General features: G+C 66.0%; 20 protein-coding genes. All 20 read left to right on the forward strand.

What is annotated here, in order from left to right; genetic code table 11:
* The first annotated feature begins 54 nt into the window (after positions 1-54).
* Positions 55-240 (forward strand): helix-turn-helix transcriptional regulator, encoded by a 186-nt coding sequence (locus DEI93_RS07095; RefSeq protein ID WP_111119113.1) that lies wholly within the window; start codon positions 55-57, stop codon positions 238-240.
* Between the two features lie 26 nt (positions 241-266).
* Positions 267-452: a hypothetical protein gene (locus tag DEI93_RS07100; protein ID WP_146244345.1), complete on the forward strand. Its 186-nt coding sequence runs from the start codon at positions 267-269 to the stop codon at positions 450-452.
* Complete coding sequence (locus DEI93_RS07105; protein WP_111119111.1) at positions 445-744, forward strand: hypothetical protein; 300 nt, start codon at positions 445-447, stop codon at positions 742-744. Before DEI93_RS07100 ends, DEI93_RS07105 begins: the two co-directional genes overlap by 8 nt.
* Positions 737-1,009 carry a hypothetical protein gene (locus DEI93_RS07110; protein WP_111119110.1) on the forward strand — a complete coding sequence of 91 codons (273 nt, stop codon included), beginning with the start codon at positions 737-739 and terminating at the stop codon, positions 1,007-1,009. Before DEI93_RS07105 ends, DEI93_RS07110 begins: the two co-directional genes overlap by 8 nt.
* Positions 1,006-2,100, forward strand: a complete 1,095-nt coding sequence (locus DEI93_RS07115; RefSeq protein ID WP_111119109.1) for an AAA family ATPase — start codon at positions 1,006-1,008, stop codon at positions 2,098-2,100. The genes DEI93_RS07110 and DEI93_RS07115 overlap by 4 nt, the downstream gene beginning before the upstream one ends.
* Positions 2,101-2,251: 151 nt before the next feature.
* Positions 2,252-2,551 carry an HNH endonuclease gene (locus tag DEI93_RS16470; protein WP_181435965.1) on the forward strand — a complete coding sequence of 100 codons (300 nt, stop codon included), beginning with the start codon at positions 2,252-2,254 and terminating at the stop codon, positions 2,549-2,551.
* A gap of 10 nt (positions 2,552-2,561) precedes the next feature.
* On the forward strand, positions 2,562-2,726 hold the full coding sequence (locus DEI93_RS07120) for a hypothetical protein (RefSeq protein ID WP_181435964.1): 165 nt from the start codon (positions 2,562-2,564) through the stop codon (positions 2,724-2,726).
* A gap of 124 nt (positions 2,727-2,850) precedes the next feature.
* Entirely contained in the window at positions 2,851-3,198 is a 348-nt protein-coding gene (locus tag DEI93_RS07125; RefSeq protein WP_111119107.1) for a hypothetical protein, read from the forward strand.
* Between the two features lie 119 nt (positions 3,199-3,317).
* Complete coding sequence (locus DEI93_RS07130; protein WP_146244344.1) at positions 3,318-4,775, forward strand: terminase large subunit domain-containing protein; 1,458 nt, start codon at positions 3,318-3,320, stop codon at positions 4,773-4,775.
* A gap of 89 nt (positions 4,776-4,864) precedes the next feature.
* A complete protein-coding gene (locus DEI93_RS07135) occupies positions 4,865-5,953 on the forward strand; it encodes a phage portal protein (RefSeq protein ID WP_146244343.1) in 1,089 nt (362 codons plus the stop codon).
* A complete protein-coding gene (locus DEI93_RS07140) occupies positions 5,953-7,518 on the forward strand; it encodes an HK97 family phage prohead protease (RefSeq protein ID WP_111119104.1) in 1,566 nt (521 codons plus the stop codon). Before DEI93_RS07135 ends, DEI93_RS07140 begins: the two co-directional genes overlap by 1 nt.
* A gap of 55 nt (positions 7,519-7,573) precedes the next feature.
* Positions 7,574-7,909, forward strand: a complete 336-nt coding sequence (locus DEI93_RS07145) for a phage tail fiber protein (RefSeq protein WP_111119103.1) — start codon at positions 7,574-7,576, stop codon at positions 7,907-7,909.
* A gap of 2 nt (positions 7,910-7,911) precedes the next feature.
* Positions 7,912-9,294, forward strand: a complete 1,383-nt coding sequence (locus DEI93_RS07150; protein WP_146244342.1) for a phage head spike fiber domain-containing protein — start codon at positions 7,912-7,914, stop codon at positions 9,292-9,294.
* Positions 9,291-9,857 carry a hypothetical protein gene (locus tag DEI93_RS07155; RefSeq protein ID WP_111119101.1) on the forward strand — a complete coding sequence of 189 codons (567 nt, stop codon included), beginning with the start codon at positions 9,291-9,293 and terminating at the stop codon, positions 9,855-9,857. The genes DEI93_RS07150 and DEI93_RS07155 overlap by 4 nt, the downstream gene beginning before the upstream one ends.
* A gap of 43 nt (positions 9,858-9,900) precedes the next feature.
* The gene (locus tag DEI93_RS07160; protein ID WP_111119100.1) at positions 9,901-10,305 is read left to right on the forward strand and encodes a hypothetical protein; all 405 of its coding nucleotides are present in this window, start codon (positions 9,901-9,903) and stop codon (positions 10,303-10,305) included.
* Positions 10,305-10,733, forward strand: coding sequence for a hypothetical protein (locus tag DEI93_RS07165; RefSeq protein ID WP_146244341.1), 429 nt, complete (start codon positions 10,305-10,307; stop codon positions 10,731-10,733). Before DEI93_RS07160 ends, DEI93_RS07165 begins: the two co-directional genes overlap by 1 nt.
* Before the next feature lie 29 nt (positions 10,734-10,762).
* The gene (locus tag DEI93_RS07170; RefSeq protein ID WP_111119098.1) at positions 10,763-11,290 is read left to right on the forward strand and encodes a hypothetical protein; all 528 of its coding nucleotides are present in this window, start codon (positions 10,763-10,765) and stop codon (positions 11,288-11,290) included.
* Positions 11,283-13,058 carry a hypothetical protein gene (locus DEI93_RS07175; RefSeq protein ID WP_111119097.1) on the forward strand — a complete coding sequence of 592 codons (1,776 nt, stop codon included), beginning with the start codon at positions 11,283-11,285 and terminating at the stop codon, positions 13,056-13,058. The genes DEI93_RS07170 and DEI93_RS07175 overlap by 8 nt, the downstream gene beginning before the upstream one ends.
* Positions 13,058-13,423, forward strand: coding sequence for a hypothetical protein (locus tag DEI93_RS07180; RefSeq protein ID WP_111119096.1), 366 nt, complete (start codon positions 13,058-13,060; stop codon positions 13,421-13,423). Before DEI93_RS07175 ends, DEI93_RS07180 begins: the two co-directional genes overlap by 1 nt.
* 233 nt (positions 13,424-13,656) lie before the next feature.
* Positions 13,657-15,153 carry a hypothetical protein gene (locus DEI93_RS07185; protein WP_284158698.1) on the forward strand — a complete coding sequence of 499 codons (1,497 nt, stop codon included), beginning with the start codon at positions 13,657-13,659 and terminating at the stop codon, positions 15,151-15,153.
* Positions 15,154-15,157: the final 4 nt, after the last annotated feature.

The following is a 15,157-nucleotide window of genomic DNA, read 5'->3' on the forward strand; positions in this document are numbered from 1 at the left end:
TCATCTTTACTCGCTCTTGTCAGCACGACAAACAAACGGCGAGGACACATCATCATGGCAACGAAACTGCTCACTGTGGACGAGGTAGCGGAACGGCTCCGGCGAACCCCCGCAACCATCCGTTGGATGCGAGCCAACAACAAGGGACCGAAGTCGGCAAAGGTCGCGGGCCGCGTCATGTTCCGCGAAGAGGACGTTGAGAACTACATCAACCTTCAGTTCGATGGCGGCGACGAATGAGCATGACGCGAGGGGAAGCGCTCGTCATGCTCGCCATCATCGAGATACGCCAGGACGCAATCGATGAGGCCCTGTCGAAAGCGATCCGCTTCCTCAACGAAGAAGGCCCCCACAAGAGCAGCAACTCTGTGGAGGCCACCGAAACGAGTCCTTCCGGGAACGAAACGGTCAACAACATGATTGCACGCAACGGCGGTGAACACCATGAGTGACCTCGCCTCTTGGATCGCTTGGGACTACCCCAAGGACGACCTGTCGTCCGGGCAGGGCCTGGCCCTGCTCGCGCTCGCGCAGGAGTCGGTGGAAACGGACGGGCGGTTCATCGCCACCACGACGTACGCCCGCCTGAGCCGCCTCACGGGCCTGTCCACGGGCGCGCTGCGCAAGTCCCTCCGGGTTCTGGAACAGCGCCGCCTGATCCGCCGCGGACCGATCCGGGTCGCCAACAGCCGCAACGCGTTGGGCCTGGTGTACCTCGACTTCGCGGAGGTGGACGATGCCTGACGCTGTTGAGGAGTACCTGCTGCACCTGCTCGCTGACCTGATGACGGGCACGGTCGGGTTGGACCAGATGCCCGCTGCTGTCGCTGCGCTTCTGATGTGGGGGAACCAGCCGCTGCGGGACCGCATCGACCAGTTGCAGCACGAATGCGACCGGTTGTACGGGGAGGTGGCTCGGAGGACGCCGCCTGTGCAGGCGCTGCCTGAGCCGTTCGCTGAGGTGCAGGAGCGGCGACGGCAGATGTACGCCGTGGGAGGTGCCGCATGAACGAGAACTTGCAGCAGCCCAACGAGTCGGACGAGCAGTACCAGGCTCGCGTGGACGACGCGGTTCGGAACCGGAAGATGGGTTTGCTCATCGACCGGCAGGCGCGCGCCGAACTCGACATCGTCGCGGAACCGGAACTGCGGTTCCTGACCCTCGACGACATCCGTGCCCGACCGCAGATCACCTGGCTGGCGGACCGGTTCATCGCTCGCGACACCGTCGCCGCGTTGTCCGGCCCGAGCGGGGCGGGGAAGTCGTTCGTGGCCGTTGAATTGGCGTGCTGCATCGCGACGGGACGTGCGTTCCTCGGGGAACGGCCGGTGCGGCAGGGTCGGGTGCTGTACATCGCTGGTGAGGGCATCGCGGGGCTGGGGCAGCGAGTCGTGGCGTGGGAAGCAGCGCACGGCACGACGGTGCCGTCCGACGGTCTGCACTTCCTCGACGCGGGCGTGAACCTGTCCAACGAGGGCAGCGTGAACCGTCTCATCGACGGCAACGCGGAACACCGCTTCGACCTCATCATCGTGGACACGTTCTCCACCCTCGGCGGGGTGCGCGACGAGAACGCCGCACCGGAAGTCGCGACGGTCATCGCGGCGCTGGTGCGGGTTAGGCAGGCGAACCCGGGCAGCGCGGTGCTGATCCTGCATCACACGGGGAAGGACGCGGACCGGGGTTCCCGTGGGTCGTCGGCGTTCCAGGCGAACGTGGACACGGTGTGGATTCTCCGCGGCGAATCCGCAGCGTTCAGCCTCAGCAGCAAGGCGCAGCACGGCGGGAAGATGAAGGACGCGCCGACGGACGAGATCGTGGGCCTCAGGTTGGACACGCAGGACCGGTCCGCTGTTGTCGTCGGCGGTGCAGCCACGCTCGACGCGGATTCGAAGGATCGGCTGCTGACCGCGATCCGCACCGCCTTCGGGGACGACGAGTTCCGCACCGGGCAGATCACCGACGACGCGATGCTCGCTGACCTTCGGATCAGTGAACGGACCGCGAAGAACGCGCTGCGGAACCTGACCAGCAGCGGGGCCCTGACGCAGGTTCGTCATGGCGCGTACCGCCTCGCGGAAAGTGCAACGACCGGATAGTGCAGCCAGTTCCGGGAACCTGCACAACCCCGCCGATCCGCACAAACAAGCGGATCGGGAAGTGCAACTCCGAAAGTGCAATCGACCCCCACTTACAGGGGTAGGGACTTGCACTTCGTGCCAAGTCCCTGACTACCAGGACGGTGAACAGATGAGTCAGCACCACCGCAACGGCGGATGGACCGCCAAACACCTCCGCGTGTGGAAGCCCCGCATAGCAGCCACCCTGCCCGCACCCTGCGTCGACTGCGGCAACCCCGTGTTCCCCGACCAGCAGTGGGACATCGGCCACATCATCCCCGTCAGCGCAGGCGGTACACCCACAGCCGACAACCTCGGCCCCTCACACCGGCACTGCAACCGCTCCGCAGGCGGACGCCTCGGAGCAGCACACACCAACAGCGGCCACCGCACCACCAGCCACCACGACCCCCGCTACCCGCAACCGTAAGGACCACACCATGCGCACCTACGAAACCGTCGCCTGCCACACCTGCAACCGGCTCCTCGGCATCGCCGAAGCAGGCACCGAAGCCCTCGACCTCGAAGTGCAGCACCTGCTCTGGGACTGCCCCGAAGGCACCTTCCGACCCGACCACCCGAACTACCACCGGAACACCAAATGACCGTCACCTGCCGCTACTGTGCAGCCGTCCTCGGCACCACCACCAAACAGCGCACCGCCACCACCATGCGCGCCGTCCACATCGGACGCTGCCCTACCCTCATCGCACAACGAAAGGAACACCGATGAACAACCGACAAGCAGCCCTCATCGCCGCCGCCTCCTCCGTCACCGACAGCGCCTGGGGGAAGTCCATCACCAAAGACAACGTCGCCAAACGAATCACCGACAACGCTCGCCTCTTCGAACTGTGGCTCATCGAACGTGACTGGGCCGAACGGGAACACCGCGCACCCATGCCCTTCGAACTCGTGCAATGGGCAGCACGCGCAGTAGCCGACGTGGAAGCCAAACGCAACAGCACCGTCACCGCCCTCACCCTGCGAGACAACATGCCCACCTTCCTGCTCACCGACGACACCGCAGTAACGATCACCGACGCCGCAGGGCACTGGAAACCCCGCCACTCCTGACCGTCCACCATCCAAAACATCACACACGCGCGGTTTTTCACACACACGTATGAACCCCCGCCTGTGGGCAGCACAAACCCCCTCCCCATTGAGCCCAACTCGAGTTGAAGGATTTGATGATGACCGAGAACACGCCGGTTGCTGAGCCGTTGCATGTGTCCGTTTTGGACGGGTTCGAGGTGCGCCGTGACGAGTTCGTGCGGGGTGCTGAGGAACTGGGGTTGAACACTCCCCGGAAGCGGTTGCATCCGCAGCAGTTCGTTGTCGCGGATGTGTTGCAGGCGGAGCGGGCGGAGGAGACTCCCGCGTTCGGGATGGTGGGGGTGTGCATTGAGCGGCGGGCGTCGAAGACGACGACGATTCTGGCGGTGCTGCTGGGCCGCTGCATTGAGCGCGAGGACTACCACGTGGTGATGACGGCGCAGACGGGTCAGAAGGCCCGTGACCGGTTTCTGAAGGACATTGTCGCGCCGATGGAGCGGCGGTACGGGGAGGACAACATTCCGTGGCGCATCAACCGGGGTCGTGGGTCTGAGTCGATCCGGTTCCCGAACGGGTCGTCGTTCAGCATTCAGCCTCCGAAGCCGGACAACTTCCGCGGTGACGCGTTCGACGCGGCGTTCATTGATGAGGGGCAGGAGTTCGATCCGGAGTTGGCGGAGGACCTGCTGGGCGCGATCCTGCCGACGTTCGACACGCGTCCTGGCGGCGGTCAGTTGGTTGTCGCGGGAACGGCGGGGGAGCACCGTTCTGGGTTGCTGTGGGACACGTTGCAGTCTGGCCGTGCCGGTGAGGCGGGCATTGTGGAGTACGCCGCCCCGGACGGCACTGACCCGGAAACGTACGGGGACCCGGAGTTGTGGGCGCGGGTGCATCCGGGTGTGGGGACGTTGACGACGGTGGAGGCGGTGCGACGGAACTTCAACGCGATGTCGCCGCTGATGTTCGCCCGCGAGTACCTGGGTATCTGGCCGACGGTGGGGATGAACGCGTTCATGGATCAGGTGAAGTGGGCGGCTGGGACGGTGGAGGAGCCGTGGCCGTCGGCGGATCAGTTGCCGCGTGGGTTCGCGTTGGCGATGGCGGTGCATCCGGATCAGTCGTGCGCGTCGATCGTCGCGGCGTGGCGTGAGGGTGGGGATGCGTACATCTACGTGCTGGACTGGCGGACGGGCACCGATTGGCTGCCGGAAGCGGTCGCGAAGTGGGCGCAGCGGTTCCGGACTCCGGTGGTGCATGACGGGAAGGGGACGGTGTTGGTGACGGTGGAGCAGTTGAACCGGATGCCGCGTCGTCCGTCGTTGGAGCCGCAGTTGTGGGGGCAGGTGACGACTGCTGCGGCGCTGCTGATGAAGGAGTTGGACGGCGGCAGGTTGCGGCATTTCGCGGGTCAGGAGCGGCTTGATGAGGCTGCTCGGGTGGTGGTGAAGCGGGGAACGAAGGACTCGAAGGCGTGGGCGTTCGGGCGTCGGGACGTGGGTGACGACATCACCCCGTTGGAGGCTGCGTCGATGGCGTTGCGGTACTTCGATGAGCGTGGGGAGCGCCGTCCGGCGCGGTCGATCATGGCTGCTTGACCGGCATCCGCGACACCTGTAGCGGACCCTGCCGGTAGACGGTCCGTGTACACCCCCATTGGGGGTGTACGAAACCTACAGTCGGAGTTGTGGGATTCCTCTCCGCTTTGGGACTCGACCGGAAGCGCTTCGACGCGCTGTCAACACCGGTCGATCTTGGCGTTGTGTCCCCGTGGTCTGACGGGAACTTGCAGCAGATCGTCGTAGCCGACGTGTTCGGCGCGGACATCGCTGACCGCCTGCCGATGGACCGCACCCGGGCGATGACCATTCCCGTGGTCGCGCGCGCCCGGAACCTGCTGGTGTCCACCATCGCGAAGTACCCGCTGCTGGCGATGAACGCCGCGGGACCGCTGGACCCGAAGGCGCAGCCAACGTTCCTGTACCGCACCAACGGACTCGTGCCGCCGCAGGACCGCATGGCGTGGACCATCGATGACCTCATCTTCTACGGAGTGTCGTTGTGGCTGGTGGAGCGCGGCGCGGACGGGCAGATCACCGACGCGGCGTGGGTTCGTCGGGAGCAGTGGCACATCGAAGCGGGCGTGTTCGAGGTTGAAGACGACGACGGGCAGTGGCGTCCCCTGACCCGGGAGCAGTACATCCTGTTCAACCCGCCGTTCGAGGGGCTGCTGACCATCGCGCAGCGCAGCCTCCGCGGCGCTATCGCCACTGAAGAGGCGTGGGTCGGCCGGATGCTGAACCCCCTGCCGCTCCTGGACCTGCACATCACCGACGACACCCGCCTGGAACCCGAAGAGGTGCAGGCGATGGTGCAGCAGTGGGCGAAAGCACGGATGAGTCCGAACGGCGCTGTCGGTTCCACCCCGCAGAACGTGGACCTCCGCGTCCTCGGCAACGTGCCCACCGACCTGTTCGTGGAGGGCCGCAACGCGATCCGCACCGACATCGGATCGTTCCTGAACATCCCGGTGCAGATGCTCGACGGCACCGTGCAGGACTCCACCGTCACGTACTCGTCCACGTCGTCCACGTCGTCGTCGAACCCGAACTGGACCCGTTACTACACGGAGTCCGTGCCGTTCTGGACCGCGTTCATCGAAGCGGCGCTGTCGCAGGACAACGTCGTGCCCCGCGGTACCCGCATCCGCTTCGACCGAAGCGAAGACCTCGAACCGAACGTTCCGCAGCCGACCGGGCTGCCTGAGGAGGACTGATGACCGAGTTGGTGCAATCCGGCGACTTCGCCGTTGACGTTGAGAACCGCAGCGTCCGCGGGCTGCTCCTGCCGTGGGGTGAAACCAGCCGCCTGTCCGCGTCCGGTGAGAAGCCGATCGCTTTTCCCCGCGGCTCCGTGCCCGCACCCACCGACCCGTCGTACATCTCCGTCAACATCGGCCACGACCGGTACCAGCCCGTTGGCCGGGTCACCGCGATCGAGGACACCGACAAGGGCCTCGTCGCGGACTTCGCCATCGCGAACACCCCCGAAGGCGACGAGTTCCTCGACCAGCACAAGGCCGGAACGATCCGGAAGTTGTCCGCCGAACTCACCGACATCGTCCGCAGCGGCGTCAACGGCGTGAAGGCCCGACTCACGGGCGCCGCGTTCGTCAGCGAAGGCGCGTTCGCGTCCGCCGCTCTCTTCGCCGTCGGTGATGTGCGCGACGACCAGACCACCGACCCGGCACCCGCCGCGCCGGACACCATCCCGGCTGAGGAGCCGGGCGACACCCAGGAGGACACCGTGGGCGACACCCAGGTTCCCAACACGCTCGACGCGTCCCGCACGGGAGCGCCGAAGCCCCTCAACAAGCACGCCATGTTCGCGCTGCTCAACGCCGCGAAGGCGGGTCAGGCGACCGGCGACCAGATGGAACTGCTCCGCAAGCAGGTCGGTCACACCCCGGAGGGTGCCCTGTTCGCCCTCAGTGACGTGATCTTCGACGGCACCACCGCGCAGCACACCGGCCCCGCCTCCACGATGACGGTTCCGCAGTGGCTCGGTGAGGTGTACTCGTCCGCGACGAAGCCGTACCGGCCCACCTACTCGGACCTGTTCACCAGTCAGAACCTCACCGGCCTCGTCGTCAACGGCTGGCGGTACACGCAGGCCCTGACCGGTGGCGACTGGGCTGGCAACAAGACGGCGATCCCGTCGGGGAACATCGCCGTCGCGCCCGTGCAGGTGCGTGCCTCCCGGTTCGCTGGCGGCGCGGACGTTGCCCGCGAGTACCAGGACTTCGCTCTTCCGGGGTTCTTCGACGACCTGTTCAACCAGTTGGCGTTGTCGTACGCGAAGTGGAAGGACCAGAGCATCGTCGGCCCCGCCGTCGTTGCCGCTGCGACCGCTGTCGCCGCCGACAACCCGGCAGGGCTCAGCATCGGTTCGGCTCTGTCCAAGGTGCTGGACGGCGCTGTCGCGGTCGCGAAGTCGGGGTCGCTGCCCGGGTTCGCGATCGTCGGGTTCGACGACTACAAGCAGATGCTGAAGACCCCGCAGCAGGACATCCTCGGCTACCTGAACGCGGCTCTCGGCATCGACCGGGGTGACCTCGCCGGGTTCGCGATCCGCCCGTCCGCGCTCATCACCGACGGCTCCGTGCTCGTCGGCACCCGCACCGCGGCGACGATCTTCGAACTCGGTGGTGCCGCTCCGATCCGGGTGCAGGCCCCGAACATCGCCAACGGTGGCATCGACATCGCCGTGTTCGGCTACGCCGCCGCGCTGGTGACCAACACCGACGAACTGGTGAAGGTCACGCCGTACTCCGCGTCCTGACGCATCCGCGGGGGTCGGGCATCCGCTCGGCCCCCTGACGACCGGGAGGTTCCTGATGGCTCTCGCCACTGCTACCGCCAAGAACAATCTGGCGAACGCGTACGCCGCTGCTGCGCAGTACGCGGCGTTGTACACGACGGTGCCTTCCGACACTGCGGGTACGGAGGTCACGGGCGGCGCGTACTCCCGGAAGCCGGTGGCCTGGTCCAACGCGGTGCAGGGCAGTGTCAACGCGACGGTGACGTTCGACGTGCCTGCCGGTGTGACGGTGCAGGGCGCGGGCGTGCACAACGCTGCCTCGGCTGGGTACTTGGACGGCTGGTCGGTGCTGCCGCAGACGTTCGCGACCGCGGGCAAGTACACCCTCTCGCTCACCTTCTCGGAGGCGTGACCGTGGCTGATGTCGTTGAGTACGCATGGACCGGAACGGCGAACCTCTCGCCGTCGGTTCAGCGCGTCAACGGCGTCGTCACTCGTACCAACCTCGTGACGAACCCCGGCTTCGAGGTCGGGACGGCGGACTGGGGTGCAGAGGCCAACGTCACGGTCACTCGTGTCACCACCGGGCAGGCATCGGGAGTCGGCGCTGCTCAGGTCGTCAAGAACGTCGCCACGGCCAGCAGCACGGGCTTCCGTTACACCAAGTCCGGTCTGACGGTCGGGGCCACCTACACGATGTCTGCCTCTGTGAAGAGCGTGCAGGGACACCCGATCGTGTCCTGGACCAACCAGTCCGTGCAGGGACCGGCGTTCACCACGACCGACTCGTGGCAGCGCGTCACGTACACGTTCGTTGCCACCACGGCCACGGGCCAGAACTTGTTCCTCATCATGAACAGCGGGGCCGGTTCGAGCGGTGACGGCTACCTCATCGATGAAGTGCTACTGGAAGCGGGCAGCACCGCGGGGATGTACTTCGACGGATCGGCCGTGTCGGGCACCACCTACGCCTGGAAGGGAACCGCGAACGCATCGCCCTCGGTGCAGCGCGTTGGGACTCTCACGCGGACCAACTTGATCACCAACCCCGGACCGGGCGGCAGCGGTGGCACCACCACCGGATGGATGCAAAGCGCGGGCACTGGCGGCACGACCACCCTCTCGGTTGTCCACGATGGAAGCGAACCGGCGAGCGCGCGTGGGTTCGTTCGTGTCAAGTGGACCACCGCTCAGACCGCTGTCGGTGGGTCTACCTACTGGACTGGCCTGCCGGTGACCGTTGGCACGACGTACACGTTCAGCGGCTATGTCCGGTACTCACAGGCGCAACGTCTCCGTGCACGGATCGCGTGGCAGGACACGACCGGGACGATCATCACGACGGCGGACAGCGCCGTGTTTGACCAGCCGCCGAACTACTCGTGGAACCGGCTGTCCGTCACCGCGACCGCTCCGGCGAACGCTGTTACAGCGACGGTGTACATCTACATCACCACGGGCGGCAACGGCAGTCTCATGGCCTCGGGCGCGTTCGGGGACCTGACCGCATGGTTGTTCGAGGCATCGTCCACGCTCGGTGACTACTTCGACGGTTCGTTCCCGTGGAGCCTCAACGGCTGGACCGCGAACACCGGCACCACCACCAGCACTCAGGCCGGCCTCCCCGAACTACTCGCCGCCACCAACGGAACCACCGACGGACACTCCACCGCCGACACCGCCCTCGAACTCATCGCCGCCGCCACCAGCAGCAGCGACGCCCAAGTGTCCGCGTGGGGCGTCAAGCCCCGCGTGTTCACGATTCAACTTCCCAACTTGGAGGTGACCGTCGCATGACCGAATCCATCGGCCCCTTCCACATCGGAGACAGCCCCACCACGCCCGTCGAACTCGCCCTCAGCGGCGACGAAGCGTTCGACCTGTACACGTCCGCCGACGTGACCCTCACCAACGCCACCGGCACCACCGTCGCGTCGTGGACGGACCTGCCCATCGACGAGGAAGCCATCACCATCCTCGTGTCGATCCCCGTCGGATCGTTCCAGACCGCAGGCATCTACCACCTCACCCCGCGGCTCATCGGCCACGGCACCGTCACCCTGCCCGGAGTGCCCGTCATCGTCGAAGCCAACGACGGCTGGCACACCGTCGAATCCGCGCGCGGCGAATGGGCCGGAGCACCTGACGACGCCGCACTCTTCACCCTCCTGAACATCGCGAAGGGACAGGTGCTCGCCTACGCACCGCGACTCACCAGCAACGTGCCCGACGCGTACCGGAAAGCGCAGGTGATGCAGGCCCGGAACCTGTACAACGCGTCCAGCACCGACCCCAACGGGTCCTGGAACGGCGGCGACATGGTGATCCGCACCGCACCTACCCGATGGACTGGACCGTGAAGAACCTGCTCCGCCCGCAGCGGGCCGTTCCGGTGGTGTTCTGATGGCCCTCGAAACCGACAACAACGTCCCCGCGTTCCGGCAGTTCATCGTCGATCAGGTCAACGAGTTTCTGCCCACCGGCTGGCGGTTCGAACCGTACCTGACCGACGTGCAGACGATCAGCGCGCCGACCCTCACGTTGACGTTGAAGACCATCGACCGGCACCCGAACCTGCCGAAGTCGCACCTTCAGGTCACGTACACGCTGTCCCTGTTCACGCCCGTTCAGTTCGCCGCGGGCGACCAAGCCCTGGACGGGAACATCGCCGCGCTCCTGCTGCACCTGAACACGCTGCGGGACATCACGTGGGCCAACGCCCGCCACGTCACCACCGGCAACGACCAGTACCTCGGCTTCGACATCGACCTCACCTTCACCGTCCAGCAAACCAAGGAGAACAACTGATGGCTACCACGCCCGTGACGCCGGTCCCCGTCGTCCTCAACAACATCGTCTTCACCCTCACCATCGGGTCGAACACGTACGACTACTCCGCAGCCATCTCGTCCGCGGAGTTCACCCCGTCCAGCAGCCAGGTCAACTGGAAGGGCATGACGCCGACCTCCGCGTTCTCGTTCGCCACGTCCGCCACGTGGACCCTCGCGCTCGCCCTCGCGGACGACATCGCCACCGCGAACAGCCTCACGAACACGCTGCTCGCCAACGCGGGGAAGACGGCCACCGTCGTCTACCGGCCTGTCGCTGGCGGTCCCGGGTGGACGGCGACGGTCAACTGCACCCCGTCCGGGCTTGGCGGCGCTGTGGACACCGTGTCCGCGTCCACCGTCACCCTCGGCGTGCAGGGCACTCCGTCGGCTGTCGCCGCCGCCTGACCGGTCACTAGCAGGGGTTGAGGTTCCGCATGGTTGCTACGCCGCTTCGCATCTCCGTCTACGAGTCGGAGGAGTTGCAGGCTGTGCTGACCGCCATGCGGAACCTCGACAAGACCACCAAGAAGTGGATTCGTCAGGAGACGCGGACGCAGTCGCTGCCGATCTGGCAGGACGAAGTACGCGGGCACGTGACGACAGCACTTGAGACTCGGGTGCTGTCCGACACCGCTCGCGTGCAGCCGTCGGACCAGAACGTGCAGTTGCGGTCCGCGTCGTCGGTGGCTCGGATGCGGGGCGGTGGCACGCCCGCGGCTCTCGCCCACGCAACGGAGTTCGGTGCGAACCGGGCTGAGGAACGCACCTACGAGCGGCGCACCCGCTCCGGTCGGATGGCGACGGTTCGCAGGCACACCCAGCGGCAGTTTAAGCCGGTGAACCGCGGCGGCTATGTCGTGTACCCGGCTGCTGCGCAAGCGATCCCGCGGCTGGCGTCCCTGTGGGCACAGACGGTCGCGCGGGCCGCGCACGACGCGATGGAAGGGCATGAGGATGGCTAGCGGTATCAGCATCAGCATCGGTGCGAACACCCGCGACTTCGTCTCCGGGGTGCAGCAGGGCTCCGACGCGTTGGAGAAGTTGCAGCAGTTGTTGCAGCGCATCGGTGAGGGCGGCGGCAACGTCTCCGACGATGACCTCACCGCGATCATGCGGCAGGCGCAGGAAGCCACCGCTGCGGTGGAGAAGTTGAAGGCCACGTCGGACACGGTGCGCAGCAGCGGCTCCGGTCCGGCGATGGTGTTCGACGAGATGGGTTCGAAGGCGAAGGAGTCCGGCGAACGCGTTGAGGAGGGCAGCAAGGTCGGTGAGGCCGCGCTGATGAACCTCGGGTTCTCCGCAATGACCGCGGGGGAGGCGTTCAAGGGTCCGTCGGGGCTGCTGAACAGTGTCGGGTCGTTCGCCGCGTTCATGGGTCCCGCGTTGGGTCCTGAACTGGCGTTGCCGATCACGGTCCTCGGTGTTGCGATGGCTGCGGTCGGTCAGACGATGGGCGATGACACGGAGGCTGCGAAGGAACTGCAAGCGGCGGTGTCGAACCTCGTGTCGTCGTGGGTGGGGTCTGGTGACGGCATCTCGGCGTTGGACGCGAACCTGCGGGACTGGACGAAGAACTCCGCCGATTACGGCGGTTCCCTCGGCAACCTGCGGAAGGAACTGGGCCTGACGGACCAGTCGTACCGGGATGTCGCTGACGCCATCGCGTCGGGCAGTGTGCCCGCGATGCAGCGAGCGGTCACGTCGATTCAGCGGGAGATCGACGCACGGAAGGCACTGTCGCAGGCTGCGGAGTCTGAGTCGCACACGGCGTACAACAGCCGCGCCGCGGTCGATGACGAGACGGGGGCGCGGAACCGGAACTACTCCGCCGCGTTGAAGCAGATCGACGCGCAGGACGCGTCCACGGCGGCGCTGAAGAAGGCGAAGGCGGAGATTCAGGACAACATCACCAAAGAGCAGCAGGCGCGCGTTGAGGAGGCGGCGCTCGCCGCTGCGATGGGTGAGACGGTCAAGCAGTACAAGGCGCAGGAGGCGGCGTCGGCGCAGGCGAAGTCCGCGAACGAGGACTTCAAGAACTCGGTGCGTGACACGGCGAAGGCGTCTGCTGACTCCGCGAACGGCATCATCGCGAACTCGAAGTTGAGCGCGAAGGCGTACATCCAGAATCAGGACGCTCAGGTCAAGGCGATCCAGAACTTCGAGTCGAACGCGTCGAAGGTGTACCAGACGGTGGACGCGAACACTCGCGACTACTTGAAGAGTCAGGGCACGTCGATGTCGCAGGAGTACGCGACGTATCTCGCTGCGACTCCTGCGCAGCAGGCGCAGTTGCGGAAGGACTGGGCGATTGAGGCTCAGATCAGCGGTGACACGAAGGACGTGGACGCGAAGACCGCTGCTGAGGGCAAGAAGACCGTGGACGGTCCGACGGTGCGCGCGAAGGGCGACACGAAGGATGTGGACTCGAAGGTTCAGCGGATGGGCCGGGAGTCGCAGGCGGGGCCGACTTCGAAGATTCGCGGCAACACGGACGACGTGGACAGGAAGGTTGCGAAGAAGAAGGCGGAGCGTGACGACGGGCCGACGGTGAAGTTGCGGGCCGACGACGACGCGGTGCAGCGCCGCATCGCGGACCTGCGTGGGAAGACGTACAGCGGTCCGACGGTGCGGATCGGCGCTGACTTGTCGGCTTTCAACGCAGCGGTGCAGCGGGCGCGGGGCACGTCGATCACGGTGACGGCCACCATCAACGGGAAGCGGAACTTCTGATGACGACAAGCCTGTCTATGACTGTGGGTGGCGTGCAGACGGTGGTGCAGCCGCTGCTGATGTTGGGATACGCCGATACCCGGAACACGAACACGGTGGTGCACACCGTGTTGGGCGCAGCGGAACCGGATGTGATGTGGCGTCCGCCGTCGCTGCGGACGGGGACGTTCCAGTTCCTGTTCGACAACAGCGATGACGCGCAGACCGCGCTGACGATCGTGCAGAACGGTGCACCCGCGTTGATGGATGACACGGACCGGCCGGAACTGGCGATGTCGTTCGTGGCGTCAGGTTCGGTGTCGTTGGAGTTGGACGACCAGACGCAGACGCTGTGGGTGCTGTCCGTCGGATTTCAGGAGGTGTAGTCGTGATCCTCCGACAGACGTACCAGGCTTATGTGCAGGCATCCCCTGACTCGCAGCCCCTCGACGTGGTGGATGCCACCGTGACGTTGGACGAGCAACAGGTTCCGTTCGGTAGCGCGTCGCTCACGATCAACACGCCAACGCCCGCCGTGCTCGCGTTGCTCGACCCGCGAACCAACCCGAAGTTGGTTCTTGAGATGACGGCTGAGAACGGCGCGAACAATTTGCGCACCATGTTCCTGCTGGTCACGGGCCGGACTGTTGACCACGACGAAGGCACGACATCGGTGACGGCGGTGACGTTCGATCAGCAGGTCGTGAATTACCGGCTGGTGGCAGCGGAGGCTGACAACTCGTTCCGCGCGGTGCAGTCCTCGGTTCGGGCGATCACTGAGAAGGTGCTTGCCGATATCGGACTCGGGTTCGTGCCCTCGGTGAACGGGACCGCCGACGCCGACTTCACGACGCTGACGAACCTGACGAACTACATCACGAACGGTGCGTTCGAGGACTCGACGGTGACGGGTTGGACTGGCAGCAATGCGACGTTGACGCAGGTGACGGCGTGGGCGCAGTCGGGCACGCACAGCATGCAGATCGGTCCGTCCAGCACGTCCTCCGCTGACTCGTACGCGCTGATGACGCTGACGAACCTGACCCCCGGAAGCACGTACACCTGCTTCGGGTACGAGCACCTTCCGGCGACGCAGAACAGCACCGCGGCGACGAGCACTCGGTCCCGCGCCATCGTGATCGTGACGACGCCGACGGGCGGGTCGGCTTCGGTCCTGGCGCAGTCGGCGCAGCCCGCGAACGCTGTCGGGATGTACCGGGTGTCGGTGACGTTCACGGTGCCCGCGAACACGGCGTCGGTTCAGGTGCGGTTGTACAACGGCGGGCAGTCGGGTTCGACGGTGACGCAGTGGGACAACGTGATGTTGGTCGATGGTGACGGTACGGAGACTGACGGCACGGCGCTGGCGTACTTCGATGGAGACACGCCTGACACTGCCCTGTATGGGTACGCGTGGACGGGCACGAACGGCGCGTCCACCTCGACGCGGGTTCCGGTGTTCAGCCGTCCTCCCGAGTCGTTGGCGTGGTCCCCGGGCCAGTCGGCGTGGGACTTCCTGTCCCCGATCCTCACCGCGGTGGGGTTGCGGTTGTTCTGCACGGACGGTGCCGACTTTTTCCTGGTGGACAACACCTACTCGGAGGACGGGTTGGTGACGCTTGCTGTTGGTCGCAACCTGTACTCCGCGTCCAGCACGCTGGACAGGACGCAGACGGCGGTCGATGGTTCGTTGATGTTCTTCGAAGCGGCCGTGGTCACGTACACGTGGACGGATCAGGCGGGCAACACGGAGACCGCGTACGACTCGTACTCCGCCGTGGACAACCCGTCGAACGTGCTCACCGTGTCGTACGACAAGGCGTACCCGGGGCCGGGAGCGGCGAAGTACATGGTCACCCGGAACATGAACCGTGGGTACGGGCTGGACCTGACGGCACGGCCGGACTTCAGGGTCACGCCGTCGCAGCAGGTGTCCGCGACGGTTCCCGGGTTGGACCCGCAGGTGGGGTGGGTGTCGTCGGTGACGTGGTCGCTGGCGGCGGCGGAGATGACGGTCACCACCCGGGGACTCATCAGCACTCCGACGACGAGTTGGTTCTTCGTCGCCGGTCAGACTTGGGCGTCGTCTGCTGGCACGTCCTGGGCGAACGACTAGGGAG

Origin of the sequence: Curtobacterium sp. MCBD17_035, assembly GCF_003234815.2 — a bacterium.
GTDB lineage: Bacteria > Actinomycetota > Actinomycetes > Actinomycetales > Microbacteriaceae > Curtobacterium.